24 protein-coding genes are annotated in these 25311 nt (G+C 63.0%); 19 read left to right on the top strand and 5 right to left on the bottom strand.

Annotation, left to right across the window (positions count from 1 at the left end; all coding sequences use genetic code 11):
- The first annotated feature begins 133 nt into the window (after positions 1–133).
- Positions 134–1816, top strand: coding sequence for an acyl-CoA synthetase (locus JQ46_RS10390; protein ID WP_237744809.1), 1683 nt, complete (start codon positions 134–136; stop codon positions 1814–1816).
- Positions 1817–1876: 60 nt separating this feature from the next.
- The gene (locus JQ46_RS10395) at positions 1877–2677 is read left to right on the top strand and encodes an SGNH/GDSL hydrolase family protein (RefSeq protein ID WP_034988099.1); all 801 of its coding nucleotides are present in this window, start codon (positions 1877–1879) and stop codon (positions 2675–2677) included.
- 165 nt (positions 2678–2842) lie between these two features.
- Here the strand turns inward: JQ46_RS10395 and JQ46_RS10400 are convergent, their stop codons facing one another.
- Positions 2843–3607: a M23 family metallopeptidase gene (locus JQ46_RS10400; protein WP_034988101.1), complete on the bottom strand. Its 765-nt coding sequence runs from the start codon at positions 3605–3607 to the stop codon at positions 2843–2845.
- Positions 3608–4105: 498 nt separating this feature from the next.
- Between JQ46_RS10400 and JQ46_RS10405 the strand changes: the two genes are divergently transcribed.
- The 17 genes from JQ46_RS10405 to JQ46_RS10485 all read left to right on the top strand — a co-directional run bounded on the left by JQ46_RS10405 (position 4106) and on the right by JQ46_RS10485 (position 22763).
- The gene (locus JQ46_RS10405) at positions 4106–5839 is read left to right on the top strand and encodes a DUF6350 family protein (protein WP_034988103.1); all 1734 of its coding nucleotides are present in this window, start codon (positions 4106–4108) and stop codon (positions 5837–5839) included.
- Positions 5784–6350 (top strand): phosphoribosylglycinamide formyltransferase, encoded by a 567-nt coding sequence (gene purN / locus JQ46_RS10410; protein ID WP_034988105.1) that lies wholly within the window; start codon positions 5784–5786, stop codon positions 6348–6350. The genes JQ46_RS10405 and purN overlap by 56 nt, the downstream gene beginning before the upstream one ends.
- A 25-nt stretch (positions 6351–6375) precedes the next feature.
- Complete coding sequence (gene purH, locus JQ46_RS10415) at positions 6376–7998, top strand: bifunctional phosphoribosylaminoimidazolecarboxamide formyltransferase/IMP cyclohydrolase (RefSeq protein ID WP_034988107.1); 1623 nt, start codon at positions 6376–6378, stop codon at positions 7996–7998.
- 118 nt (positions 7999–8116) lie between these two features.
- On the top strand, positions 8117–8998 hold the full coding sequence (locus tag JQ46_RS10420; protein WP_034988109.1) for a hypothetical protein: 882 nt from the start codon (positions 8117–8119) through the stop codon (positions 8996–8998).
- The gene (locus JQ46_RS10425; protein ID WP_034988111.1) at positions 8976–9887 is read left to right on the top strand and encodes a hypothetical protein; all 912 of its coding nucleotides are present in this window, start codon (positions 8976–8978) and stop codon (positions 9885–9887) included. The genes JQ46_RS10420 and JQ46_RS10425 overlap by 23 nt, the downstream gene beginning before the upstream one ends.
- Positions 9888–9937: 50 nt before the next feature.
- On the top strand, positions 9938–10552 hold the full coding sequence (locus JQ46_RS10430) for a TetR/AcrR family transcriptional regulator (RefSeq protein ID WP_051876336.1): 615 nt from the start codon (positions 9938–9940) through the stop codon (positions 10550–10552).
- A gap of 196 nt (positions 10553–10748) precedes the next feature.
- Positions 10749–12362: an acyl-CoA carboxylase subunit beta gene (locus JQ46_RS10435; RefSeq protein ID WP_192817270.1), complete on the top strand. Its 1614-nt coding sequence runs from the start codon at positions 10749–10751 to the stop codon at positions 12360–12362.
- Between the two features lie 48 nt (positions 12363–12410).
- Positions 12411–14519, top strand: a complete 2109-nt coding sequence (locus JQ46_RS10440; protein ID WP_034988114.1) for an acetyl/propionyl/methylcrotonyl-CoA carboxylase subunit alpha — start codon at positions 12411–12413, stop codon at positions 14517–14519.
- Between the two features lie 75 nt (positions 14520–14594).
- The gene (locus JQ46_RS10445; RefSeq protein ID WP_005293707.1) at positions 14595–15764 is read left to right on the top strand and encodes an acyl-CoA dehydrogenase family protein; all 1170 of its coding nucleotides are present in this window, start codon (positions 14595–14597) and stop codon (positions 15762–15764) included.
- An 84-nt stretch (positions 15765–15848) separates the two neighbouring features.
- Positions 15849–16349 carry a MaoC family dehydratase gene (locus JQ46_RS10450; RefSeq protein ID WP_034988116.1) on the top strand — a complete coding sequence of 167 codons (501 nt, stop codon included), beginning with the start codon at positions 15849–15851 and terminating at the stop codon, positions 16347–16349.
- On the top strand, positions 16342–17223 hold the full coding sequence (locus tag JQ46_RS10455; RefSeq protein WP_034988117.1) for an HpcH/HpaI aldolase/citrate lyase family protein: 882 nt from the start codon (positions 16342–16344) through the stop codon (positions 17221–17223). The genes JQ46_RS10450 and JQ46_RS10455 overlap by 8 nt, the downstream gene beginning before the upstream one ends.
- Before the next feature lie 101 nt (positions 17224–17324).
- Positions 17325–19019 (top strand): AMP-binding protein, encoded by a 1695-nt coding sequence (locus tag JQ46_RS10460; RefSeq protein WP_034988119.1) that lies wholly within the window; start codon positions 17325–17327, stop codon positions 19017–19019.
- Positions 19020–19067: 48 nt separating this feature from the next.
- Complete coding sequence (locus JQ46_RS10465) at positions 19068–19844, top strand: CoA transferase subunit A (protein WP_034988122.1); 777 nt, start codon at positions 19068–19070, stop codon at positions 19842–19844.
- On the top strand, positions 19841–20482 hold the full coding sequence (locus tag JQ46_RS10470; RefSeq protein ID WP_034988126.1) for a CoA transferase subunit B: 642 nt from the start codon (positions 19841–19843) through the stop codon (positions 20480–20482). Before JQ46_RS10465 ends, JQ46_RS10470 begins: the two co-directional genes overlap by 4 nt.
- Positions 20483–20588: 106 nt before the next feature.
- A complete protein-coding gene (locus JQ46_RS10475) occupies positions 20589–21782 on the top strand; it encodes an acetyl-CoA C-acetyltransferase (protein ID WP_034988129.1) in 1194 nt (397 codons plus the stop codon).
- Positions 21783–21889: 107 nt separating this feature from the next.
- Complete coding sequence (locus JQ46_RS11540; protein WP_424648009.1) at positions 21890–22195, top strand: DUF2752 domain-containing protein; 306 nt, start codon at positions 21890–21892, stop codon at positions 22193–22195.
- 94 nt (positions 22196–22289) lie between these two features.
- Positions 22290–22763, top strand: a complete 474-nt coding sequence (locus tag JQ46_RS10485) for a CD225/dispanin family protein (RefSeq protein ID WP_237744811.1) — start codon at positions 22290–22292, stop codon at positions 22761–22763.
- On the opposite strand, the gene JQ46_RS10490 is transcribed toward JQ46_RS10485, so the two are convergent.
- The 4 genes from JQ46_RS10490 to rpsN all read right to left on the bottom strand — a co-directional run bounded on the left by JQ46_RS10490 (position 22752) and on the right by rpsN (position 25310).
- Positions 22752–23696 (bottom strand): AEC family transporter, encoded by a 945-nt coding sequence (locus JQ46_RS10490; protein WP_034988137.1) that lies wholly within the window; start codon positions 23694–23696, stop codon positions 22752–22754. The genes JQ46_RS10485 and JQ46_RS10490 overlap by 12 nt on opposite strands.
- 45 nt (positions 23697–23741) lie before the next feature.
- Positions 23742–24476 (bottom strand): RDD family protein, encoded by a 735-nt coding sequence (locus JQ46_RS10495; RefSeq protein WP_034988138.1) that lies wholly within the window; start codon positions 24474–24476, stop codon positions 23742–23744.
- A 264-nt stretch (positions 24477–24740) separates the two neighbouring features.
- Positions 24741–24989: a 30S ribosomal protein S18 gene (gene rpsR, locus JQ46_RS10500; RefSeq protein ID WP_005293672.1), complete on the bottom strand. Its 249-nt coding sequence runs from the start codon at positions 24987–24989 to the stop codon at positions 24741–24743.
- Positions 24990–25004: 15 nt separating this feature from the next.
- A complete protein-coding gene (gene rpsN, locus JQ46_RS10505; RefSeq protein WP_005293669.1) occupies positions 25005–25310 on the bottom strand; it encodes a 30S ribosomal protein S14 in 306 nt (101 codons plus the stop codon).
- Between the last annotated feature and the right edge of the window lies 1 nt (position 25311).

Here is a 25311-nt window from a genome sequence, read left to right on the forward strand (position 1 = left end):
GAGCCGGCGTGTTGCGGAAGTGACGATTGTGGCCAATGTTGCGCAGAAAATGTTTTCTTAATGTAACGTAACAGCATCCTCTTTCGATGGGTTAGGCGTAACTAGAAGGGTATTAATGCAGAACAATCAACAAGTGACTTCCAAATTGCAAGACCTTAAGCACTTGGGCGAGGCCGCCTGGGCAGAGACCCACGCTATTGCCACCGGCCTGGGGACTGCGCTGAAATCGGGCGTAGTCGTCAGGGGTGGCGGCGTTAAGGGGAAAGCCAAGCTGGTCGAGAGCATCGCTCGCTACGGCTTCACCGCTGGTCGTCAGGCGTGGTACGCAGCAGAAGTAGCGCCGAACCGCACGGCCATCATTGATGACATCGGCGAGCGCACGTATGCGGAGGTTCGCAGCGATTCGCTGGCCTTCGCTCGCGCACTGCAGCGCATGGGCTTGGGGCCGGGCAAGAACATTGCGGTCATGGCCCGCAATTCCCGCGTGGTCGTCTACGCGCTGGTCGCCAAGGGATTCATCGGGGCGGACATTAGCCTGCTCAACCCGGCTTCCAGTCCAGTCCAGCTGCAGAAGAGTATGGAGGAGCTGGATGTTCACACCATCATCATCGACGAGGAGTTCGCGGACAGGCTGCCCGCGGACTATTCGCGCGCCAATGTGATCATCGGCTACGCGGAGGACCTGGAGAACCCGCAGGCTCCGAACCCGGAATGGGAAACCTTCCAGCAGGTCATCGACCACGCGCCCTCCGAAGCGGAGGAGAAGCTGCCTAAGATCCCGAAGCGCGGCTTCATCACCATCTTGAGCTCCGGCACCTCTGGCACCCCGAAGGCCGTAGTGCACCGGGAGCCGCCCATCCCGACTCCGCTGGCGGATCTTGTCACCTGGATCCCGTGGCGGGCGGAGATGATGATCCAACAGACGGCCTCTATGTTCCACTCGTGGGGCTGGGCGAACCTCAATCTGATCTTCGCCCACCGTGCGACTGTGGTGTTCCGCCGTGACTTCGACCCAGTGCAGGCGATGGAGGACGTCGAGCGTTACAAGGTCAACGGCATCATCACCTCGCCCATCTTCATTAAGGAGCAGCTCAAGGTCGCGCAGAACGGCGACTACGACGCGTCGTCGATTGAGTTCATCGTGTCCTCCGGCAATGCCATGCACGAAGATCTGCTCCGCGGCCTCCACAAGCAATTCGGTCCCGTGGTCTGCAACTTCTACGGATCCACCGAAAACAGCGTGGTCGCTATTGCTAAGAAGGAGGAACTCGTTGAGAATCCGGCGCTGGCTGGGCGTCCGGTTCGTGGCGTACGTGTCAAGATCTTGGACGACGACGGCAACGTGCTGCCGCCGAACACCCCGGGCCGCATCTATGCCCGGGGCACCATGACCATGCGCCGCTATGCCCACACGCGCGATCAGATGAAGATCAAGCACGGGCTGCTGGAGATCGGCGACCGCGGATACCTCGATGAGGACGGTCGCCTGTTCGTGCTCGGCCGGGCGGACGACATGATCATCGTCGGCGGCGAGAACGTGTACCCGCGCAGCGTGGAAGAGGTGCTGGCACCAATGCCTGGCATTCGAGACCTCTACGCAAAGGGCGTGGACGATGAAGAGAGCTTTAAGCGCATGGCGGTGTGGATCGTGCGTGAAGACAACCCGGAGGGCGAGGCGCTGACCAAGGAGTCTGTCCAGGAATGGGTTAGGGACAACCTGGCGGAGCACTCCGTTCCGCGTGAGGTTACGTTCCTGGATAAGCTTCCGCGAAACGCAACTGGTAAGGTCATGCCGGCAAAGCTTCCGAACAGCTAACATTTTCGCTTCTCGATCGATAGCCTTAGTACGGCATAAAAACACATACGGGAGAAACTGATGAAGAAAATTGCACGCATTCTGACTGCGGCGGTAGCCGTGGCGGGATCTGTCATGGGTCTGGCGCCTGCTGCCCAGGCTGCCCCGGGAAACACCGTGCTGCTTGGTGATTCCTACTTCGCTAATACAACGCTCAACCAGATTATCGACGCCAAGCGCGGTGGCGCACGTGGTTGCATCAAGGGCAAGTTCCGCGTAGCCACTGAGCTGCAGCGCCTGACGGGCGCTCGCGTGGATGATTACTCCTGCAACGGCAAGGAGCTGTACCTGGGCCGCGAGCCGCTGGAGGCTCGCCTGGATCAGGCTATCCGCGATGGCAAGCTGAACCGCCACACGCGCAACGTGCCGATCATGGTCGGTGCTAACGACACCTACCGCACCCTGGATCCGATCAACAACCGTGCAGCGGCTCGATCCTATGATCGTCTCGCTAACAAGATCAAGCGCGCTGCTCCGAACGCTCGTATCCAGTTCGTAAGCTACCCGCACCTCACGAACGATCGCGCTGGCCTGTGCCTGATCCGTCTGAATGGTCTGCCGCCGATTCAGGCTCCGTTCCCGATCGTGAAGGAAGCCGAGCGTCAGCTGTGGCGACAGGCTAACGATGCCGCCAAGCGCCACGGTGGCGTTTTCGTCGACCTGCACCGCTCCACCCGCGGGCACGATACCTGCCAGCCGGGCGGTAAGGCTTGGGTTGCCGGAGTCATCGATACTCAGACTCCGCACTACAACCTGACCCTGCACATGTCCCACGACGGTGTGACCAATGCGGCCAAGCAGATCGGCGCTGCTCTGAAGTAAATTTGGCAAGCTTCGGCTGCCGGGGTGGGAACCCCCACCTCGAAAGCCAAAGCCTCATAGGAGGCAGACGAAAAACCTCCCGACCGTCTTTACAGAGGCAGTCGGGAGGTCTTCTTTGTGGCCAGAAACGGCCAGAGGCTCAAAGCTCGGGCGTAGCGCTAAAGCTTAGAGCTGAATGCCGCGCTCTGCCAGCCACGCCTTCGGGTCGATAGCCTCGCCGCCGTTCGGGTAAACCTCGAAGTGTAGGTGGGAGCCGGTGGAGAAGCCCTCGGAGCCCATGCCGGCGATCTTCTGGCCGGCGGTTACACGGTCGCCAACCTTAACGTCCAGGGTGGCCATGTGGCCGTAGACGGTGATGGTGCCGTCGTCGTGCTTGATGCGAATCCAGTTGCCGAAGCCGGAAGCCGGGCCGGAGTCAATGACGGTGCCGTCGTGTACGGCGCGGATGGCGGTGCCCACAGCGTTGGCGATGTCGATGCCCTTGTGGACGGTGCCCCAACGCGAACCGAAGCCGGAAGTGAAGGAGCCCTCGGCGGGCTTGACGTACTCGGGCATGCGAGCAGCCAGATCAGCCTCGGTGCGCTCCTTGGCGAAGCGCAGGGCGGAGTCGAGCTGCTGAGACAGATCGGAAACCGGCTTAGCCTGCGGAACCTCGAGGATCTGCGGAGCCTCGTTGGCGGTCGCCTGAGCGTCCGCCGGAGCTACAGAACCCTGGGCGCCCGCACCCTCGCCCTGGGCGAGGATGGTGGTGTTCTCGGAAGCCAGGGCGATATCGTCCTTGGAGTTCTGGGATGCACCAGCGGTAGCGCCGGCAGCGCCAGCAGTAGTCACAGCGGTGGTGGCGACGGCCACGAGCGCGAAGCGGCGCTTCGCGGTGTGCTCCTGCTTGCGGTGGATGCCGGTACGGCTCGCTTCAGTAGTGTTTCGCACTGTCCTAGTAACCCTTTGACCTAATCGATGTTTCTTAACAACTGTCACATGTGATTTCGCACTATCGCTTTCGCTCTTCCTCGAGCCTTATCGTCGGATCTCGAGTCTGTTACGCAAGCAATTTGTAACCACTTTGTTATCAACGGAACGTAACACTATCGGTTTGGCAACATTGCGGCAACTAAATCGGCTAAAAATAACGCTTTGGTTACATTGCGGGGGTAGTGAAGCTAACCTTATCTGAGCCTAAGAATGCATTTCTCCTGCTCCAGACGTTTTTTCGCCGTTTTCGTAGCGATTCAGCCCCGCTAGTGATCTTCGTTACGCTACCCACAAACCCTCAAGTAGAACCTTAAGCATGTCCGTGTTCGAGGGTGCTGAACGGGCACAGAGCAGGCGTCGAACGGGAGTCGACTCGGCAATAACCGGACGCAGAAGAGGGGCTAGAAGGTGGGTCAGTCCGCCAGGTGGCTGCCACTGTTAGGCACAATAGGACGGGTGAGTAAAGATTCTGCTGCCCAACGACCCGGATCCCGACGATCTGCGTCTTCAAGACGCCCCGGCTCCAGCCGCACCAGGCGGACGTCGCCTGCCAGTAGTGCAGACAGAATTAAAGGCACGGGTATTAAAGGCGCTGATGTCAACACCACCGAAGGTACTGGCAACGAGCGCTTTGTAGCGGCGAAGCCCACCGGCGCCACGAACGCTAAGGCTACTCCAAAGGCCAAGCCCAAGGCCGCCGCAGATGCGTCGGCTGGCGGCGCGAAGACTGCGATTGTGAACTGGTGGTCGAAGTGGAAGCCCCATGTCAAGCGCTTTGGCCCCCAGCTGATGATTAATCACGCTGTAACTCTGGGCGTCATCGTTATCATCGCCGTCCTTATCGGCATCGGCGCGGGCTTTAGTGTAGTTCCCGCCAGCATCGCCTCTATGTGGATGGTGTTCAACCTGGCTCCCGTCGAGATGGCGGGGGCGAAGCTGGGGTTCGTGCCTTTGCTGCCCGCCCTGGCGCTGGTGTGGGGGCATGCGAAGCGGGCGACCACGGTGCTGGGCAACTCCATCAGCGTGCGTGGCCTGCGGGTGTTCACCACATTAAGCCTGTTGATCCCTATGTTGTTGACGTGCATCGCGTGGGTGATGCTGTGGGATGCCTCCAGGGTGTACGACATCACCCCGCCGAACCTGTTGGTGGCCCTGATCTCCACGGTGCTAGTTAATGGAGCTGCGATCGTCATCGGCATGCGGGCTCGCGTGTGGCGCGCATTGTTGCTGCGCCGTGGTTGGTCCACCTGGCCGGTGGAGTCGATGCTGCTGGCCGGGCGCTTCCTCAAATGGATGGCCGCAGTCGGCGCCCTCGCCGCCGCCGTATATCTATTGACGAACTTGGAGGCAGTCGGCAAAGCATACGAAATCACCTCCTCCACGATGGGGCTGCTGGGGTTGACCTTCGTAGCTTTGCTGTACGTGCCAAATGTGGTGGTTGCGGCGATGGCGGTGCTGCTCGGCGGTGAGTTCCACGTGGGTAACGGCGCGGTCAGCCTCTTTACCGCGAACAACGTGAATCTGCCGCCGCTGCCGGTCCTGGCCGCGATCCCCAACGATCAGATTCCTTTCGGTGCAGTGCTGCTGGCCGTCCCCGCTTGTGTGGCGGTGGCGTGCGTTTACACCTTCCTGCGTGGCCGCACTTATGTGGAGGCGCCGCTGCTGCAAGGTGTGGGGGCTGGTGCATGCGCCGGTCTGATCGGTTTCTGCGTCTCCTGGTTGGCTGGCGGAGAACTGGGTGTGTACGGGCGTGCGGGTGCGGTCGAGTGGATCTTCGCCGTGGAGCTCGCCGCCTGGCTGCTGGTGCCCGCGGTCGTGATGATGTTCTTCACCGCCCGGCGTGGCGAGTCCGTGGTTGAGGACATCCCGGAAGCCGAGGTCGTGGAGCCGGGTGAGTCCCATCATGCTCAGTCTGAGACTGAGCATGATGCCGAGGCAGGTGCCGATGCGGCTGACGACGTAGCGGACGGTGCAGAAAGTATGGAAAGTACGGAAAGCACGGATACTGACTCTTCTGAAGATGACGCCCCTACGGAGGAACCGGAAGAGGGGGAAGATGGGGGCGTCACTAAGAAAGAACGAGAAGCCACAGAAGATACAGAAACAGACACAGAAACAGAGGAAGAAGCAGACGATGAAGATAGTGATTCTGGCGAGCGGGACGGGGACTCTGCTCCAGAGCGTGATTGATAACGTCGACCGCTCGCGGGTGGAGATCCTCGCCGTGGGTAGCGACCGACAGTGCGAGGCGCTGGAGCGTGCCGAGCGTGCGGGCATCGAGAGCTTCCTGGTCGAATACGTGCCGAAGCAGACCGACCGGGACAAGTGGAACGAAGAGCTGGCAGACAAACTCGCCAGCTACGAGCCCGACCTGGTGGTGAGCGCCGGCTTCATGCGCATCATTGGCCCGAATGTGGTCGCACGTTTCGAGGGGAAGATTATCAACACCCACCCGGCTCTGCTGCCCGCATTCCCCGGGGCACACGCCGTCGAAGACGCACTAAATTACGGTGTTCGCGTAACCGGGTCTACAGTTCATGTTGTAGATAGTGGCGTGGACACGGGGCCGATCATCGCCCAAAAGGCGGTGGAGGTCGCGCGGGACGACACGGTCGACACCTTGCATGAGAGAATCAAGAAGGTGGAGCGCACACTCTTGGTAGAGGTGCTGCACGATTTTCAAGAACAGGGAACCTTCTAGGAACGAAAGGCCAGGATCCAAAACCATGAGTGATGGCACCACAGCAACCAACGGCGCAGACAAGAAGGAAATCCGTCGCGCACTGATCAGCGTGTACGACAAGACCGGCCTGGAGGAGCTGGCCAAGGGGCTGCACTCCGCGGGCGTGGACATCGTCTCCACCGGTTCCACCGCCAAGAAGATCGCGGAAGCCGGAGTGCCCGTGACCGAGGTGGAAGCGCTGACCGGATTCCCGGAGGTGCTGGAAGGCCGCGTGAAGACCCTGCACCCGCGCGTGCACGCGGGCATCCTGGCCGACACCCGTAAGGAAGACCACCTGAAGCAGCTGGAGGATCTGGGCATCGAGGCCTTCCAGCTGGTCGTGGTGAACCTGTACCCGTTCACCGAGACGGTGGCTTCTGGCGCTGATTTCGATGCCTGCGTGGAGCAGATCGACATCGGCGGCCCGTCCATGGTGCGCGCCGCCGCGAAGAACCACCCGTCCGTAGCCGTTGTGGTGGACCCCAACCGCTACGAGGACGTCGTGGCCGCTGCCAATGCCGGGGGCTTCACCCGCGCCGAGCGCACCGACCTGGCTGTGGATGCGTTCCGTCACACCGCCGCTTACGACGTGGCCGTTGCGACCTGGATGGGTGAGCAGACCGCAGCACAGTCCGAGGCAGGCGCAGAGTCGGATGCAGGCGTGCAATTCCCCGAGTGGATCGGCGCCTCCTACGAGCGTGCCAACGTGCTGCGCTACGGCGAGAATCCGCACCAGGCCGCGGCGCTGTACTCCGACGGCACCGGCCTGGCCGGCGCCAAGCAGTTCCACGGCAAGGAGATGAGCTACAACAACTACACCGACGCGGATGCCGCTTGGCGCGCCGCGTGGGATCACAAGCGCCCGACTGTGGCCATCATCAAGCACGCCAACCCGTGCGGAATCGCGGTCTCCGACGAGTCCATTGCCGATGCCCACAAGAAGGCACACGCCTGCGACCCGATGTCCGCATTCGGCGGCGTGATCGCAGTGAACCGCGAGGTCAGCGTGGAAATGGCCAACCAGGTAGCCGAGGTGTTCACCGAGGTCATCATCGCGCCGGGCTACGAGGAGGGCGCGGTAGAGGTCCTGTCCCAGAAGAAGAACATCCGCATCCTGCAGGCAGATGCTCCGAGTGAGGAGCCGGAACTGCAGGGCCGTGAGATCTCCGGCGGCCTGCTGGTGCAGCAGGTGGACGCCATCGATGCGAAGGGCGACGACCCGAGCAACTGGACCCTGGCCGCCGGTGAGGCTGCCGACGATGCCACCCTGCGCGAGCTGGAGTTCGCATGGCGCACCGTGCGCGCGGTGAAGTCGAACGCCATCCTGCTGGCCAAGGATGACGCCACCGTGGGCGTGGGCATGGGCCAGGTCAACCGCGTGGACGCCGCCAAGCTGGCCGTGGAGCGTGCAAACTCCCTGGCCGGTGACGAGAAGCGCGCCGAAGGTGCGGTTGCGGCATCGGATGCTTTCTTCCCCTTCGCCGACGGCTTTGAGGTGCTGGCTGCCGCTGGCGTCCGTGCAGTGGTGCAGCCGGGTGGCTCGGTCCGCGACGCGGAGGTCATCGAGGCGGCGGAGAAGGCGGGCGTCACCATGTACCTCACCGGTGAGCGCCACTTCGCGCACTAAAGTGCGCACTCGCGGTGGATCGGGCTTAACGGTTCGCTACCCGCGAGTCCGGGGGAGCACCTAAAGTTGAATTAGTTTTAATGATTCCAAGACGTTTCAATGCAGGAGTTCCCCGGTTATGTCTAACGAGCACCCCACTGATCCCGGAGTCGGGAAGAACAACCCAGATCAGCCGGAGCCGCCGCAGTACCGCCACAACGAGCAGGGCGCGGGGAAGAATCAGTGGCAGGTGCCGTCGCAACAGGGCGGTAGCCCGGGTGCGCAGGGGACGCAGGGGGATCAGAGCCAGCAGCGTTGGCAGCAGTGGGAGGCTTCGCAGCCGCCCCAGAACCAGCAGCAGAACTGGCAGGGGCAGCAGTATCAGCAGCCCCCGCAACCCCAATACCAGCCCGACCAGCAAGCCCAGCAGTACGCCTACGCGCAGGAGCCGGAGAAGGAAAGCAAGTTCCTGCCGATCTTAGGTGTCGTTCTGGCCGTGCTCCTTGCCCTTGCCCTGGTCGCGGGCGCGGCATATTACATGGGCTGGATTGGGGACAAGGACGGCACGGACGGCAACGACAGCAAGGCTGCGAGCAGCTCCTCCCAGTCGCAGGGCGAAGAAGGCGAAGGCGCTGACGACGAGGATGCCGCTGCAGAAGGCGAAGATGCCGTAACCGACGAAGAGGACGCTGACGACGAGGCTAGCGAGGACGAGGAAGAGTCCCGCCCGGCTCATCCGAAACTGCCCTCCGGCGCAGTGCCGGCCAACAGCGCAGCTGAAGAAGGTAAGCCTGCGGGCGACTTCAACAACGTCTACACCGGCAGCGACCTAACTTCGAAGCCTTTCGCGGTAGCCGTACGCGATGCTTTTGTGTCCCACTACCTGGATACCGACAGGACGAACGGCACCGTTTCCGCGTATTCGTCCGTCACGGGGCAGACCTACTCCATGAAGTGCAGGGATAACGGTGATTACGTGACCTGCACGGGAGGCAATAATGCCATTGTCTACATCTCCTAAGCCCAGCTCGCTTCGTCGCGGTCTGGCCGCCGCCGTGCTCTGCGCTGCGAGCGTTGCCGTTGCGGGTTGCACGATTGGGGATGTGGAAAGAGATGACGCCACCGTCTCCGACCAGTCAAACCAGTCCCGCCCAGCCCAACAGGACGGGAAGCCGAAGTCCCGCGGTCCGCAGCCGACCACTGGGGCGTCCACACCAGAAAAACCGCAGGAAGAGCAGCGCGGGGAGCTCGGCTACGACGGTGCCGCGACCATCGCAGTGGCTGGGATGAGTAGCGCGGGGGATACGTCCGTGGCTCCGTGGTCGACCGCGAAGGTGCCAATCGCGATTGCTGCGCTGCGGAATGATCCGAGCCTGCAGGGGGCGATGACGCAGGCGATCCAGAACTCCGACAATGCAGCCGCGGAAACGCTGTGGGGCTCGCTGGGTTCCCCGGAGCAGGCAGCGGAGGCGACCGGAGCGGTGATCCGCGAGGGCAGCAGTAGCGCACGAGTGGAATCCCAGGTGGTGCGGCCGGGGTTTAGCTCCTTTGGACAGAGCGACTGGTCGCTGAGCGCGCAGGCCGATTTCGCCTCCCACCTGCGATGCATTCAGGGAGCGGAGCCAGTAGTTTCCGCCATGGGCAACATCGGCAATGGAGGTGGCTATGGGCTGGGGACGATCCCAGGAGCGATCTTCAAGGGTGGCTGGGGGCCGAACACCGCGGGCGCGTATGGGCTGCGGCAGTTCGGGCTGATCCCGAAGTCCGATGGCGCGGGCTCGGGCTATGTGGCCGTTGCCATCGCCGTGGAAAGCCCGGATGGCAGTTACGAGGCAGGGCAGGCGGAGCTGACGGCGGCGGCGGAGTTCCTGCAGTCGAAGGTGGACAGCCTGCCGGAGGCGGCCTGCTAATCGCGGGGAAGATATTCAGTTAGTGACGCTTAACCAGTAGGGTGTTGGTTATGCGTTCTCATTATCTAGCCGAGCCTGCCACAGAAGGCCTGTCTGCGCGCGCCGCGGCAAAAGAGCAGCGACGAGTGGAGCTGCTGCGCGCGGCCGCCACGATCATGGCTAACAAGGGGTTCCATGGAACGCGCTTGGAAGAGGTTGGGCACGCCGTGGGGGTCTCCGGGCCGGCGGTGTATCGACACTTTTCCGGTAAGGAAGAGATCCTGACGGAACTGATGACGGGCATCTCGGAGCACCTGCTTTCCGAAGCGCGCAAAATTGTCGACGGCCTGGAAGATCCGCGTGAGCGTCTGGCGGTGCTGATCGACTTCCAGGTTGACTTTGCGCTGTCTCAGCCGGAGCTAATTCGCCTGCATAACCGCGAACTCTTCCGCATGGGGGAGGAGGGGCGCGGGCGCGTGCGTTCCGCCCAGGGAAGCTATTTGAAGATGTTTGCGGAGGCGTTGGGGGAGATGGACGCGCGCTACCAGGGGGAGTCGGGGCGCATTACTGCGCAGCTGGTGATGGGGTTGATCAACTCCTCAGAGCTGACGCATGGCTGGGCATCTACTGCGCTGGTGCGGCGGCAGACTGCGGCTGCGGCGCGTGCTGCGGTGGGTCTGGCTTAAGGGGAGGGTACTGCTTTCGGGGGTAGTTAAAGAGGGGAAACTTTTTAGATTCACTAGCAAAAGTGGTCTAGGTCACTTAAGGTGACGGCAACAAGTTAGTTAATCGCTTGTAACTGAAACTGAAGTGCGGGACGCTCTGATGCCCTCTAGCGCTCGCCTTCTGCCACCTTCCGTCACCTTCCTAGGAGCTGCATACGTGGATACTGCAACCACCCAAGCGACAGATTCGGCCAACCCCCGCGGCGCCGCTCGCGAAATCCCGAGCCACCGCGAGCTCGTCGAAGAGCTTCGCCAGCGCCTCACCCGTGCTCAGGCCGGAGGAGGGGAGAAGGCCCGCAAGCGCCACACCGACCGCGGCAAGCTGTTGCCGCGCGACCGTATCCGCTTGCTGCTGGACCCCGGCAGCCCGTTCCTGGAGATCGCGCCGCTGGCCGCAGAGGACATGTACGACGGCAAGGCGCCGGCGGCGGGTATCGTCGCCGGAGTCGGGCTCGTGAGCGGTCGCCTGTGCCTGATCGCCGCTAATGACGCCACCGTCTCCGGCGGTACCTACTACCCGATGACCGTGAAGAAGCACCTCCGTGCTCAGGAGATCGCCGAGCAGAACCACCTGCCGTGCATCTACCTGGTGGACTCCGGCGGCGCAATGCTGCTGCAGCAGGATGATGTATTCCCGGACCGCAACCACTTCGGCCGCATCTTCTTCAACCAAGCCAACCTGTCGGCCAAGGGCATCCCGCAGTTGTCCGCCGTGATGGGCTCCTGCACTGCCGGTGGCGCCTACGTTCCCGCCATGAGCGATGAAACCATCATCGTGGAGAACCAGGGCACCATCTTCCTGGCTGGCCCGCCGCTGGTAAAGGCCGCCACCGGCGAGGACGTCACCCCGGAGGAGCTCGGCGGCGGCGCGATGCACTCCCGCATCTCTGGCGTGACGGATCACCTGGCAGCCGACGACGAGGACGCGCTGCGGATCATGCGCAACATCGTCGAGACCCTGCCGGAATCCAAGCCGACCCCCTGGAAGCGCAGTACCCCCGTGCCGGCCCCGCGCCCGCAGGAGGATCTCTACGACATCGTGCCCACCGACCCGAAGATTCCCTACGATGCGCACGAGGTTATCGAGACCCTGTGCGACGAGGGCAGCCTGTCGGAGTTCAAGAGCGAATACGGCAACAGCATCATCACGACCTTCGCCCGGCTGGAAGGCCACCAGGTTGGAGTGATCGCCAACAACGGCATCATCTTCTCCGAAGCCGCCATGAAGGGCGCACACTTCATCGAGCTCTGCGAGCAGCGGAACATCCCCATCATCTTCCTGCAGAACACCACCGGCTTCATGGTGGGGCGTCAATACGAAGAGGGCGGCATCGCGAAGCACGGGGCGAAGATGGTGAACGCCGTGGCCACAGCATCGGTACCCAAGCTCACCGTCGTCACCGGCGCTGCCTTCGGCGCGGGCAACTACTCGATGTGCGGGCGGGCCTACTCGCCGCGCTTTTTGTGGATGTGGCCGAACGCGCGCATCGCCGTGATGGGTGGCCCCCAGGCGGCCATGACCCTCTCCACCGTCCGCCGCGCGCAGATCGAGCGCCGGGGCGAGGAATGGTCGGCCGAGGAGCAAGAGGCTTTCGAGGCTCCCATCCGCGAGATGTTCGACGAGAAATCCACCTGCTGGTACTCCACCGCGCGCCTGTGGGACGACGGGGTAATCGACCCCGCGGACACCCGCCGCACCCTCGCCATGGCCCTCGACATCTGCGCCCAGGCTCCGCGCGAGGAAACCGGTTTCGGCGTATTCCGCATGTAACTCCTGTTCAAGCTACCTACGTACCCACCACAAGAAAGAGATACTGACGTGAGTGACACACATGCTCTCACCGGCCCGTTCGATACGGTGCTGGTCGCCAACCGCGGCGAAATCGCCCTGCGTGTGATCCGCACCGTGCATCGCATGGGGCTGAAGGCCGTGGCCGTTTATTCCGAGGCGGATTGTGCCGCCCCGCACGTGCACGCCGCCGACAAGGCCGTGTGTTTGGGCCCTGCCGCCGCTGCGGAGTCCTACCTCAACATCGATAAGGTTATTGACGCCGCCAAGGCGACCGGAGCCGGCGCCATCCACCCCGGCTACGGCTTCCTCTCCGAGAATGCGACCTTCGCCAAGCGTTGTGAGGACGAGGGGATTATCTTCATCGGTCCGCCCGCTGGCGCCATAGACAAGATGGGCGACAAGATCACCGCCCGCGCAACCGTGGAATCTCGCGACGTGCCCACCGTGCCCGGCATTTCTCGCCCGAATCTGACGGACCAGGAGATCATCGACGCTGCCGACTCGGTGGGGTTCCCGGTGTTGATCAAGCCATCCGCCGGCGGTGGCGGCAAGGGAATGCACCTGGTCGAAGAACCTGAGAAACTGGCCAGTGCGCTGGTTTCTGCCCGGCGCGAGGCTGCTAGCTCCTTCGGCGACGACACGCTGTTCCTGGAGCACTTCGTGGACACGCCCCGGCACATCGAGGTGCAGATCGTCGCCGATTCCCACGGCAACGTTATCCACCTGGGCGAGCGCGAGTGTTCGCTGCAGCGCCGCCACCAGAAGGTCATCGAGGAGGCGCCGTCGGCGCTGCTGGATGAGAAGACCCGGCAGGAGATCGGCGAGGCTGCCTGCGACGCGGCTCGCGCCTGCGGCTACTGCGGCGCGGGCACCGTGGAGTTCATCGTCTCCGCCAAGCAGCCCGAGCGCTTCTTCTTTATGGAGATGAACACCCGCCTGCAGGTCGAGCACCCAGTTACCGAGATGGTCACCGGCCGCGACCTGGTGGAATGGCAGATCCGCGTGGCTCGCGGTGAGGCCCTGCCGATCACACAGGACGACGTGCAGCTCAACGGCCACTCGGTGGAGGCCCGCGTCTATGCCGAAGACGCCGCCGCCGGCTTCCTGCCCACCGGTGGTTTAATCACGGGTCTTTCCTGGCCGCGCGGGGAAGGGGTTCGTGTGGACGCCGGCGTGGTGGAGGGCCAAGAGGTCAGTTCCGATTACGACCCGATGCTGGCGAAGATCATCACCCACGCCGACACGCGCGAAAAGGCTCTCGAGCGCCTGGACCAGGCGCTGTCCCACACTCGCATCGAGGGACTCACCACCAACATTGACTTCAACCGCTTCCTAGTCACCCGCCCGGAGGTCATTGCGGGAGACCTGCACACAGGCCTGCTGGACTCCATTGTGGAGGACTTCGAGCCCCGCGAGGTTCCCGCGGATACCTTCGCCGTTGCACTGCTGCACCTGGCTGGGGCGCTGGCCGGTGGGGCCGAGGGGGCGTCCGAAACAAAGCCAACCGCATCCCCGCTGGGCAGTGTATGGACCGCGCGTGACGGTTGGCGCGGCGCTGGGCACCGCGCACCGCTGCGGCTGGTGCTGGCGGATCCGAGTGGCGTCACAGCGCCGGTGGAAGCCCGCGCGGAGTACCGCGACGGCATCTGGGAGGTACAGCTCACGCCGCTGACCAGCGGTGACGACGAGGATGCGCCGGTGCAGACCGAGACCAGGCGCATCCAAGTGGTCGCCAACCCGCAGGGCGGCGCCACCGAATGCCGGCTCTCCTTCGACGGCGGCCCGGCCGAAAAGTGGAGCGCCACTGCCAGCGGCAGCATCACCGGCCCGCACGGCACGCACGTGGTGGAGGTGTTCTCCGGCACTGCGCACGACGCGGAAGCCAGCTCGGAGGAGTCGCCGGACATTCTGAGCCCCATGCCTGGCACGGTCATCGCCGTGGAAGTCGCCGATGGCGACGAGGTCACCGAGGGCCAGCCCGTGATCGTCATCGAGGCCATGAAGATGGAGCACACCCTCGAGGCCACCTGCGACGGGCGGGTCAAGATCCACGCTGCCGTCGGCCAGAAGGTCGGCACCGGAGAAGTCCTGGCGGAGGTCATCGCCGCCGACAGCGCCGATACCGCCGACAGCTAGAAACCTCACTTCACACGTATCTCCCTAACCCAGACACCCAACCCAGACACCCAACCCAGAAAGAGGACCCAAACCATGAGCCAGAGCACCAAGAACCGTAACCCCTACCTCTCCGATGAGCTGCACGAGCTGCGCGACGCGGTGGAGGACTTCGCCAACCGCGTGGTCGACCCCGTCGCCGCCCAGCACGACCGTGACCACACCTTCCCCTACGATGTTGTCCGCCAGATGGGAGAAATGGGGCTGTTCGGCCTGCCGATCTCCGAGGAATACGGCGGCATGGGTGGCGACTACATGGCCCTCGGCGTGGCCCTGGAGGAGCTCGCCCGCGTGGACCAGTCGGTCGCCATCACCCTCGAGGCCGGAGTCTCCCTGGGAATCATGCCGATCTACCGCTTCGGCAGCGACGAGCAGAAGCAGACCTACCTGCCCAACCTGGTGGCGGGCAAGAACCTGGCGGGCTTCGGCCTGACCGAGCCCGAGGCCGGATCGGATGCTGGCGGCACCAAGACCACCGCCAAGCTCGACGGCGGCGAGTGGGTCATCAACGGCTCCAAGCAGTTCATCACCAACTCCGGCACGGACATCACCTCCCTGGTCACCGCCACCGCCGTCACCGGCCAGCGGGAGAACGGGAAGAAGGAGATCTCCGCCATCATCGTGCCCAGCGGCACTCCTGGTTTCACTGCTGAGCCCTCCTACAACAAGGTGGGCTGGAACGCCTCCGACACCCACCCGCTGACCTTCGACAACGTCCGCGTGCCGGAGGAGAACCTCGTCGGCGAGCGCGGCCGCGGCTTCGCCTACTTCCTGTCCATCCTCGAGGAAGGACGCATCGCCATCGCCGCGCTGGCCACGGGTGCCGCCCAGGGCTGCGTGGACGAGTGCGTGCGCTACGCCAAGGAGCGCACGAGCTTCGGCAAGCCGATCTCCGAATACCAGGCCATCAGCTTCAAGATCGCCCGCATGGAGGCCCGCGCCTGGACCGCCCGTCAGGCCTGGTACGCAGCCGCGGCGAAGATGGCTGCGGGGGAGAACTTCAGCAAGGAAGCCTCCATCGCCAAGATGGTCGCCTCCGAGGCGGCGATGGATAACGCCCGCGATGCCACGCAGATCCACGGCGGCTACGGATTCATGAACGAATACCGCGTTGCCCGCCACTACCGCGACTCCAAGATTCTCGAGATCGGTGAGGGCACCACCGAGGTGCAGCAAATGCTCATCGCCCGAGCCCTGGGCGTATAAGCCACCCCCGACGCGGCGCGGGGACGAGAAGGCGTCAATAAAAAGCACCAGCAAGCAAGCGAAAAGTATAGGAGACCAGCGACAATGAGCGCAGAAAAAGAGGTTGTGCAGCGCGGCCTGTGGTTCGAGGAGTTCACCGAGGGCGTGGTCTACCGGCACCAACCCGGGCGTACCGTCACCGAGGCGGATAACACCCTGTTCACCACCATGACCATGAACACCCAGCCGCTGCACATCGACGCGGCATGGGCCGCCACGCAGGATGGCTTCCGTGGCGAGCGGCTGGTGAACTCCATGTTCACCCTGTCCACGGTGGTGGGCTTGTCCGTCAGCCAGCTTTCCCTGGGCACCATCGTGGCCAACCTGGGGTTCAGCGAGATTTCCTTCCCCGCGCCCATGTTCCACGGCGATACCCTGTACGCCGAAACGCGCTGCGTGGGTAAGCGACTGTCGAAGTCGCGCCCCGGGCAGGGCATCGTGGAGCTGGAGCACATCGGGCGCAACCAGGACGGCACCATCGTGTGCAAGGCCACCCGCAAGACGCTGATGCAGTGCGCACCGGAAGGGGCGGGTGACGATGTCTAACACTGCATGGCTACCACAGGGGCCCGCGCTGCTGTTCGCCCCGGCCGACCGCCCCGAGCGCTTCGCTAAGGCCGCCGACCGTTCCGACATGGTCATCCTCGACCTCGCGGACGGCTGCCGCGCCGAGAACCGCGCCGAGGCCAGGCAGAACGTGATCCACGCGGACCTGGACCCGGAGCGCACCATCGTGCGCATTAACCCCATCGATTCGCCCGATTTCGCCGCGGACCTCGCCGCCGTCACGGACTCGCCGTTTAGGACCGTGATGGTGCCGAAGGTGGAAAGCGCTCTTGTTCTTGGTGACGCCGATTCCAACCGACGTGTGCTTCCCGAAGACTTTCGCGCAATCGCCCTGATCGAAACCCCCAGGGGCGTGGTGAACCTCGCGGAGATCGCCGCGGACCCGCAGGTGGTGGCTCTGTTCTGGGGTGCCGAGGACCTCACTGCGGCACTGGGCGGGACGAGCTCTCGTTACGGTGCTGACGAGGATCCCACCCCCGGCGGCGGGCCGTCCGGCCACCCGGGGGGCTACCGCGAGGTCCCGCGCCTGACCCGTGCAATGGTGCTGCTGCACGCGGCTGCGGCGGGCATCGTGGCGCTGGATTCCATCCACGCCGATACGAAGGATACGGAAGGTGCTAGCGCCGAGGCCATCGACGCAGCTGCCAGTGGTTTCGTTGCCACCGTTTCGATCCACCCCGGCCTGGTGCCCGTCATCCGCGAGGCCTACGCGCCCACCGAGGAGCAAGCCACCTGGGCGCGCCGGGTCATCGAAGGGGCTGCCGAGAACTCCGGAGCTTTCGCACTGGACGGCCAGATGATCGATGCGCCCCTGCTGCGCCAGGCCGAAGTGATCGCCGCCAGGATTCGCTAGTTCCCCCTATTGCTGCCCCGTTTATTCACCCCGCCCATTCCACCCGCCCACCCGACTTTGCTTCAACGCAAGATCCCTTTCCCACGAAAAGGTTGATAACCATGACTACCCCTACTCGCAACGACCGCCCGATTGTTATTTCCGACCCGGCGGACCTGGACCCCACCCTGTCGCACCAGGTTGGACGTACCGACGTAGACCTGCTGGACGAGACCATCGGCCAGTGCCTCGCCCGCATCGTGGCCGAGTACCCGGACCACGACGCGATCATCGACTTCTACGGCGACGTACACCTGACGTATACGGAGTTCTACCGCAAGGTGCAGCGCCTGGCCTCCGGCCTACACGCTGCCGGTTACCGCAAGGGCGACCGTATCGGCATCTGGGCGCCCAACCGCTGGGAATGGACGTTGGTACAGTTCGCCACCGCTGAGATCGGCGCGATCCTGGTCTGCATCAACCCGTCCTACCGTCATAAGGAGCTGGTTTACGCCATGGGCCAGTCCGGTGTGAAGGGCTTGTTCTCCGCGGGCCGCTTCAAGGACTCGAACTACCGCGCGATGATCGACGCGGCGGAAAGCCAGTTCAGCCGCCACAACTACAAGGAGACGATCTTCTTCGGCTCCGAGCGTTGGGACGAGCTGGCCAACCACGCGATCCTGGATTTGAACCCGGTGCGCGAGCAGCTGCACCCGGACGATCCCATCAACATCCAGTACACCTCCGGCACCACCGGCATGGCCAAGGGCGCCACCCTGACCCACCGCAACATTCTGAACAACGGCTACCTGGTGGGGGAGACCCTGCAGTACTCCGACCAGGATAAGGTCGTCATCCCCGTTCCTTTCTTCCACTGCTTCGGCATGGTGATGGGCAACCTGGGTGCCATCACCCACGGTGCAACGACGATCATCGCCGGCCCGGTGTTCAACCCGCAGTCGGTACTGGAGGCCGTCGAGCATGGCAAAGCCACCAGCCTGTTCGGCGTGCCGACGATGTTCATGGCGGAGCTCGACGAGATCGAGCACGCCAAGGCTAAGGACAAGACCTATGACCTTTCCAGCCTGCGCACCGGCATCATGTCCGGCACCGCCTGCCCCACCCGCACGATGCGGCAGGTGATGGACATCATGAACATCAGTGAGATCACCATTGCCTACGGCATGACGGAAACCTCGCCGGTGAACCACCAGACGCTGGTGGACGATCCGATCGAGAAGCGCGTGGGTACCGTCGGCCGCCCCAACCCACACATCGAAGTGAAGATCGTGGACCCCGAGACGGGCGAGACCGTGAAGCGTGGCGAGCAGGGCGAAATCCTGATCCGTGGCTTCCTGGTGATGCAGGGCTACTGGGACATGCCCGGCAAGACGGCGGATGCTATCGACGAGGACGGTTGGATGCACTCCGGCGACCTGGGAACGATGGACGAGGAAGGCTACGCACGCATCACGGGACGAGCGAAGGACATGGTGATCCGCGGTGGCGAGAACCTTTACCCCCGGGAAATCGAAGAGTTTCTCATGGCGCACCCGGACATCTCCGACGTGCAGGTCGTAGGCGTACCGGACGAGAAGTACGGCGAGGAACTGATGGCCTTCATCATCATGCGCGAGGACGCCGAACCGTTGGATCAGGCAGCAGTTCGTGAGTTCTGCGCTGGCGAACTGACCCGCCACAAGATCCCGAAGTACGTCGAGTGCGTGGACTCCTTCCCGATGACGCTTTCGGGCAAGGTCCGCAAGGTCGAGCTGCGCGAGCACGCGGTGGAGCTGCTCGGGATCTACCAGAAGTAAGCAACAGCACAAACTGCTCATACTGACCCAAACAGAAAGGAAGCAACCGTGAGCACCACAGCGCCACATCATTCAAAACTGCGCACTGCCGCGGAGGCAATCGCTGACATTACAGACGGCGCCACCCTGGCCGTCGGCGGATTCGGGGTGTGCGGCATCCCGCAGGTCCTGCTCGAGGAACTCAGCCGCACGCAGGTCAAAGACCTGGAAGCGGTTAGCAACAACGCCGGCCTGGATGGCCGCGGCCTGGGGCTGCTGCTGGCGAACCACCAGCTACGCCGCATCGTGGCCAGCTACGTCGGCGAGAACAAGGAGTTCGCCCGTCAATACCTAGACGGCGAGCTCGAGGTAGAGCTCACCCCGCAGGGCACCCTGGCGGAGCGGCTGCGCGCCGGCGGTTCCGGCATCGGCGCCTTCTTCACCCGCACCGGCGTGGGCACGCTCGTCGCCGAAGGCGGCATGCCGTGGAAGTACGACCAGGCGGACAAGACCAAGGTGGAGGTGGCCTCCCCGGCCAAGGAAACCCGCACCATCGACGGCGAGGACTATGTGCTGGAAACCGCCATCCGCGCCGACTTCGGCCTGGTCCGCGCCTCCGTTGCCGACAAGGACGGCAACCTGCGCTTCGCTAAAACTGCCCGCAATTTCAACCCCCTGGCTGCTATGAGCGGCAAGATCTGCATCGTGGAGGCCGAAAAGGTTGTGGAGGTCGGCGAACTCGACCCGGATGACATTCACCTGCCCGGCGTGTTCGTCCACCGAATCGTGGAACTTACCCCGGAACAGGCAGCCGACAAGATGATTGAAAAGGAGACCGTGCGATGACCGGCTGGACCAGGCAAGAAATGGCCGCCCGTGCCGCCCAGGAGCTCGAGGATGGCCAGTACGTAAACCTGGGCATCGGCATGCCCACCCTGGTGCCGAACTATGTGCCGGAGGGCGTGACCGTTTCCCTGCAATCGGAAAACGGCATGCTGGGCATCGGCCCCTACCCGGAGGCGGGCCACGCCGACCCGGACCTCATCAACGCGGGCAAAGAGACGGTGACGGCGCTACCCGGCACCAGCTACTTCGATTCCGCCTTAAGCTTCGGCATGATCCGCGCCGGCAAGATCGACGTCGCCATCCTCGGCGCCATGGAGGTCAACGCCCGCGGCGACATCGCCAACTGGATGGTGCCCGGCAAGATGGTCAAGGGAATGGGTGGCGCCATGGATCTGGTCGTCGGCGCGCGCCGGGTGATCGTCCTGATGGATCACACCACCAAGACCGGGGAGCCGAAGCTCATCGAGGAGCTCACGCTGCCCACTACCGGCCTCGGCGTGGTCGATCGGATCATCACTGACCTTGCGGTTTTCGATCGCGACGAAGGTGGGCTGACCTTGGTGGAGCTGGCACCTGGCGTCACCACAGAAGAGGTAGAAGAAAAGACCGCAGTGCCGTTTAGGACGGCGCTGGGGTAGACCCCCAATCGGCTTCGCTGGGCCATCGTTCGTGCCATACTTGAGGGCACGACGCAGGCTTTTTTAAGCGATGACGCCACTAGTTTCGAAAGTTAGGATTTATCAGATGACTTTGCAGGAAGACCCGAAGGACATTGTCGTTGTAGGCGCAGCACGCACCCCGCAGGGGCGCATGCTCGGCGCGCTGGCGAAGAAGAGCGCGGTCGATCTGGGCGCAGAGACCATCAAGGCTGTACTGGAGCGCTCCGGTGTGGCCGCGGATGCCGTGGATTACGTACTGATGGGCCAGGTTGTGCAGGCGGGCTCCGGACAGAACCCCGCTAAGCAGTCCGCGGTGGCCGCTGGCATCCCGATGAACGTCCCCGCTATGACGGTGAACAAGGTGTGCCTTTCCGGCCTGGATGCCGTGATTAACGCCACCCGCCTGATTCGCCTGGGTGACGCCAGCATCGTCGTCGCCGGTGGCCAGGAGTCCATGACGAACGCCCCGCACGTCGCCGCGGGCGTGCGCGCGGGCAAGGGCTACGGCTCCCTGGCGCTGCAGGACTCCCTGGAGCGCGACGGCCTATCCGACCCGAACGAGGGCACCGCCATGGGCTTGGAGACCGACGAGGGCAACGCCGAGCGCGGCATCACCCGCGAGGAGCAGGACGAGATCGCAGCCCGCTCCCACCAGCTGGCCGAGGCCGCGGCCAACGAAGGCGTCTTCAATGACGAGATTGTCTCCATCGAGGTCAAGGGCCGCAAGGAGACCGTGACTGTCTCCACCGACGAGGGCATCCGGCCTGGTACTACCGCTGAGGGGCTCGCGAAGCTGCGTCCGGCTTTCGTGAAGGACGGCACCATCACCGCCGCCTCTGCCTCCCAGATTTCCGATGGTGCGGCAGCCGTGGTGCTGACCACCCGCGAGAACGCTGAGGCCAAGGGGCTGGAGATCCTAGCCACCCTGGGCGAGTACGGCCAGACTGCCGGCCCGGACACCAAGCTGCACTCCCAGCCGTCGCAGGCCACCGCCGCGGCACTGAAGAAGGCCGGCTGGGAGGTCAGCGACCTGGACTTCCTGGAGATCAACGAGGCGTTTGCCTCCGTTGTCGCACAGTCCATCAAGGACCTGGACTACCCGCTGGAGAAGACCAACATCCACGGCGGCGGCATCTCCCTGGGCCACCCGATCGGCGCCTCCGGTGCCCGTCTGGTGGTTCACGCGGCGCACGAGCTGAAGCGCCGCGGCTCCGGCAAGGCTGCCGTTTCCCTGTGTGGCGGCGGCGGTCAGGGCGACGCGTTGCTGCTGTGGCGTTAAGTCTCCGCACAGGGGCTTTTGCAAAGCTGCTGCCGCTGGCAGTCGGCGCGGCAGCGGTGTGTGCGTGCTGCGCCATAGCCGCAGCCAATCCGCAGACCCCGGGAGGGGTGATCCCAGAATGCCCCACGAAAGCACTATTCGGGTTCAACTGTCCGGGTTGCGGCTCCATGCGCATGATCCAGGCGTTGGTGCAGGGCGATGTCGGGGCGGCTATGCATTACAACGCGGTCGGAATCCTCGCCGTGATTTTGCTGATCTGGAGTTGGGTAGTCTGGGTCGCTCGGTCGTGGGGCAAACGCATTCCCAACTGGGAGCATTTCCGGCACGCACCCATGGCTGTGGGAATAGTGATCGGACTATGGTTCATCGCGCGCATCCTGCCGTTCTCGCCGTTTCTAGAATTGCGCGTATAAATTCTTTCGGTCCGGGAACATTCTGCGCTGCTTTGGTATTTTAATGACGTATTTCATTTACCAACCAACTCCAAGAAGTCAGCCGAGGAAGCTAGTGACCAACCCATACGATCAGAACCCTTCCAACGAGGACCCTTTCGGCCAGCAGGGAAACCAGGGATACCCATACAACAGCGGGTACAACCAGAACCCGAGCCAGAACCAGCCCCCGAGTTACGGCAGCTATCAGAACAACAGTTACCCGAATCAGTCCGCAGGTTACGGCGCGCAGCTGGGGCAGAGCTACCAGCCGGGCGTGGGCAACACCCCACCGGACAACTGGATGTGGGCCACGATTCTGGCAACCCTCCTGTGCTGCCTGCCTTTGGGAGCCATTGGTATTTACTACTCCTCTCAGGTGGAAAGTCGTTGGTACCGAGGCGACTACCAGGGCTCACAAGATGCTTCTAACAAGGCAAAGAATCTGGCCCTGGCTTCTGCAATCATCAGTGTGTCTTTCATTGTGCTTTACTTTGTTTTCTTCGTTGGAATCTTGGGCATGAGCCTAAGCGAACTATCAGAAACTTAGAAACACCATAATCAGCGCCATCACCGGTAGCGCGAGTCCCGTGGAGACCACCGCGGTGTCTCGCGCTAAAACTTTATTCACCCCGAAACGCTGGGCGTACGTGAAGACGTTCTGCCCGGTCGGAAGAGCTGCCAGAAGAACCATGGCCAAAAGCAACTGGGACGAGGCGTCACAAAGAAAGACACCGTAGAACGCGGCGATGGCGGGGTGCACAACAGTTTTGACCAGCGACGCCGCCCACACGGAGCGGCGGGGTGATAGGCCGGGCTGGAGCACACGTACCTCCGCCATGGACATGCCGAAGGCGATCAGTGCGCAGCCGACGGTGGCGTCCGCGATAATCCCCAGCGGATCCGCGACAATCGTCGGCAGGATAAAGCTCGTGTTGTGCTGCAGAAGAGAGATGACGATGCCGATGGTGGCGCCGATGATCAGAGGGTTCTTCAGGATCGTCAGCAGGGTAGAGCGCACAAAGTTCGTGGTCTGCTTGCCGGTGCGCATATCTAGGGCCAGCACGCTCAGCGGGCCGTAGAAGCCGACCTGGAAGAGGATCACTGGGAGGGTAAGCGTGGGGTCATCCATCAAATGGGCGGCTAGTGGGATGCCCAGGTTGGAGCCGTTGCAGTAGGTGCAGGCCAGCGTCGCGATGATGGAATCCTCGGTGGACCGTCGCGTAATCCAGCGATAGCCGAGGAATGCCAAGAAGCCCGTGGTGAGCGTGGACAGCGCCACGACCAGCAGGTTTGGGCCGAATAGCTGGGCGATGTCCGTCTTTGACATGAACGTGATCAGCGTGCAGGGTAGCGCGATCCAGAACACGAACATGTTCAGGGTATAGACCGCATTGGGGCCTAAAAGCCGAAAACGCCCTACTCCGAAGCCGATCGCTATGACGACGATGACGACGGCGAAGCCGGAGAGGACGTTCAACATGAGGCTATGTTAAGTGTTTGCGCCTTAAGCGCAGTAGTCGCGACCTTAGTTAACCCCGTAGTACGCGGACTTGTCCACCACGTAGGCGTTGGCGAACTTATCGGTGAAGGACTGCTTCTCCGGGTTCTGGCCAATGGTCACGCCCACGGCAATATAGATAGCCACCTGCGCAAAAGCACCCACGGTCGGGATCATACCCAGGATCGCTCCGATGATGTACCAACCGTTGCGCTTCAGCGACTCGACCGGCTGGATGTTCTGCCCGTCGGCGGACATCACACGGGCGCCGATAGCCATCTTGCCGAGGGTAGCTCCCTTCTTGGACTCCATGAAAACACGGTAGGCCAACCAGACGATCAGCATGACGATGCTGGAGATCATCACCTTGGTGGTCGGGTAGGGGACATCCACGGCATCCGGAGATTCTGCATTGACAGTGGCTTGGAACCAGTCCATGAGATCCTGACCAGCGATAGCGAACATCACAATGCCGCCGATAACCACCTGAACCAAGAGGCTATCGATGATGAGCGCCAGCAGGCGCTTCCAGGCGCCCGGGCGGTCATTGCCGAACATGGCACCGTTGTTAGCCGCAGCATTCGGGAATGCAGGTGCACCATAGGCATTGGGATCGCCGGCGCCGTAGCTGTTCTGTTCCGCGCCATAACCGGTTTGCTCGTAGGGGTTGGAGCCGCCGGAGTTACCGCCGGAGTAGGCGTTGTAATCCGGCAAGTCATTGGAACCGAAGTCTCCATTGGGATAGTTGTTGTTATTACTCAACTGCGGGCTTCCTAACTGTTGTTCGGCTTGCGTCCGAATGTGTCTGCGCCCCTCTAATCCCGATAGGCGTCGGGGAGCGCTTAAGAGTTTTACTGTGCAAGCTTAGCGAAGAAAGCCGCCAGGCCGCCGGGCGGGTGGCTTAAAGGTACGAAAAAGACCCGCCGCCTAGCTCGCGCTTTCGCACGGGGCGGTGGGTCTTGATCGTGTCTGTTAAACGTCTCCAGGCCGCAGCCTTTCGCTGCTAGCCCGAAAGGGCACAGCGGCTTAGCGGCTGTGGAAGGGCAGCAGTGCCATCTCGCGCGCGTTCTTCACGGCGGTGGCAACCTGACGCTGCTGCTGCGGGGTCAGGCCCGTCACGCGGCGAGAGCGAATCTTGCCACGCTCGGAGATGAACTTACGCAGCAGGTCGTAGTTCTTGTAGTCAACCGTCTCAATGCCCTCGGCCTTGAGCGGGTTCTTCTTCGGGCGGCGGGACTGTTCCATCCGCGCCTTCTTCATGTTGGTGCGCTTCATTGTGAAAGCTCCCCCTTACCAGCTGGACTTGCGTACGCCCGGCAGCTCACCACGGTGAGCCATGTTGCGGACACGTACACGGGACAGGCCGAACTTACGCAGGTAGCCGCGCGGGCGGCCATCAGCTGCATCGCGGTTACGGACGCGAACTGGGGAAGCGTCGCGGGGCTGACGGTTCAGCTCCCACTGTGCATCCAGGCGCTCCTCGTCGGTGCTGTTCGGGTTCTTGATGATCTTCTTGAGCTCAGCGCGACGCTCCGCGTAGCGGGCGACGATTTCCTTGCGCTGCTCGTTCTTCGCGATCATGGACTTCTTAGCCATA

The organism is Corynebacterium jeikeium (genome assembly GCF_000738175.1).
In the GTDB taxonomy this organism is placed as follows: Bacteria; Actinomycetota; Actinomycetes; order Mycobacteriales; family Mycobacteriaceae; genus Corynebacterium; species Corynebacterium jeikeium_C.

What these genes read in the sequence shown, in the direction of transcription:
- JQ46_RS10395 (WP_034988099.1), top strand. Translation starts at nt 1,877, where the DNA reads ATGAAGAAAATTGCACGCATTCTGACTGCGGCGGTAGCCGTGGCGGGA.
- purN (WP_034988105.1), top strand. Translation starts at nt 5,784, where the DNA reads ATGAAGATAGTGATTCTGGCGAGCGGGACGGGGACTCTGCTCCAGAGC.
- purH (WP_034988107.1), top strand. Translation starts at nt 6,376, where the DNA reads ATGAGTGATGGCACCACAGCAACCAACGGCGCAGACAAGAAGGAAATC.
- JQ46_RS10420 (WP_034988109.1), top strand. Translation starts at nt 8,117, where the DNA reads ATGTCTAACGAGCACCCCACTGATCCCGGAGTCGGGAAGAACAACCCA.
- JQ46_RS10425 (WP_034988111.1), top strand. Translation starts at nt 8,976, where the DNA reads ATGCCATTGTCTACATCTCCTAAGCCCAGCTCGCTTCGTCGCGGTCTG.
- JQ46_RS10430 (WP_051876336.1), top strand. Translation starts at nt 9,938, where the DNA reads ATGCGTTCTCATTATCTAGCCGAGCCTGCCACAGAAGGCCTGTCTGCG.
- JQ46_RS10445 (WP_005293707.1), top strand. Translation starts at nt 14,595, where the DNA reads ATGAGCCAGAGCACCAAGAACCGTAACCCCTACCTCTCCGATGAGCTG.
- JQ46_RS10450 (WP_034988116.1), top strand. Translation starts at nt 15,849, where the DNA reads ATGAGCGCAGAAAAAGAGGTTGTGCAGCGCGGCCTGTGGTTCGAGGAG.
- JQ46_RS10455 (WP_034988117.1), top strand. Translation starts at nt 16,342, where the DNA reads ATGTCTAACACTGCATGGCTACCACAGGGGCCCGCGCTGCTGTTCGCC.
- JQ46_RS10460 (WP_034988119.1), top strand. Translation starts at nt 17,325, where the DNA reads ATGACTACCCCTACTCGCAACGACCGCCCGATTGTTATTTCCGACCCG.
- JQ46_RS10470 (WP_034988126.1), top strand. Translation starts at nt 19,841, where the DNA reads ATGACCGGCTGGACCAGGCAAGAAATGGCCGCCCGTGCCGCCCAGGAG.
- JQ46_RS10475 (WP_034988129.1), top strand. Translation starts at nt 20,589, where the DNA reads ATGACTTTGCAGGAAGACCCGAAGGACATTGTCGTTGTAGGCGCAGCA.
- JQ46_RS10490 (WP_034988137.1), bottom strand. Translation starts at nt 23,696, where the DNA reads ATGTTGAACGTCCTCTCCGGCTTCGCCGTCGTCATCGTCGTCATAGCG.
- rpsR (WP_005293672.1), bottom strand. Translation starts at nt 24,989, where the DNA reads ATGAAGCGCACCAACATGAAGAAGGCGCGGATGGAACAGTCCCGCCGC.
- rpsN (WP_005293669.1), bottom strand. Translation starts at nt 25,310, where the DNA reads ATGGCTAAGAAGTCCATGATCGCGAAGAACGAGCAGCGCAAGGAAATC.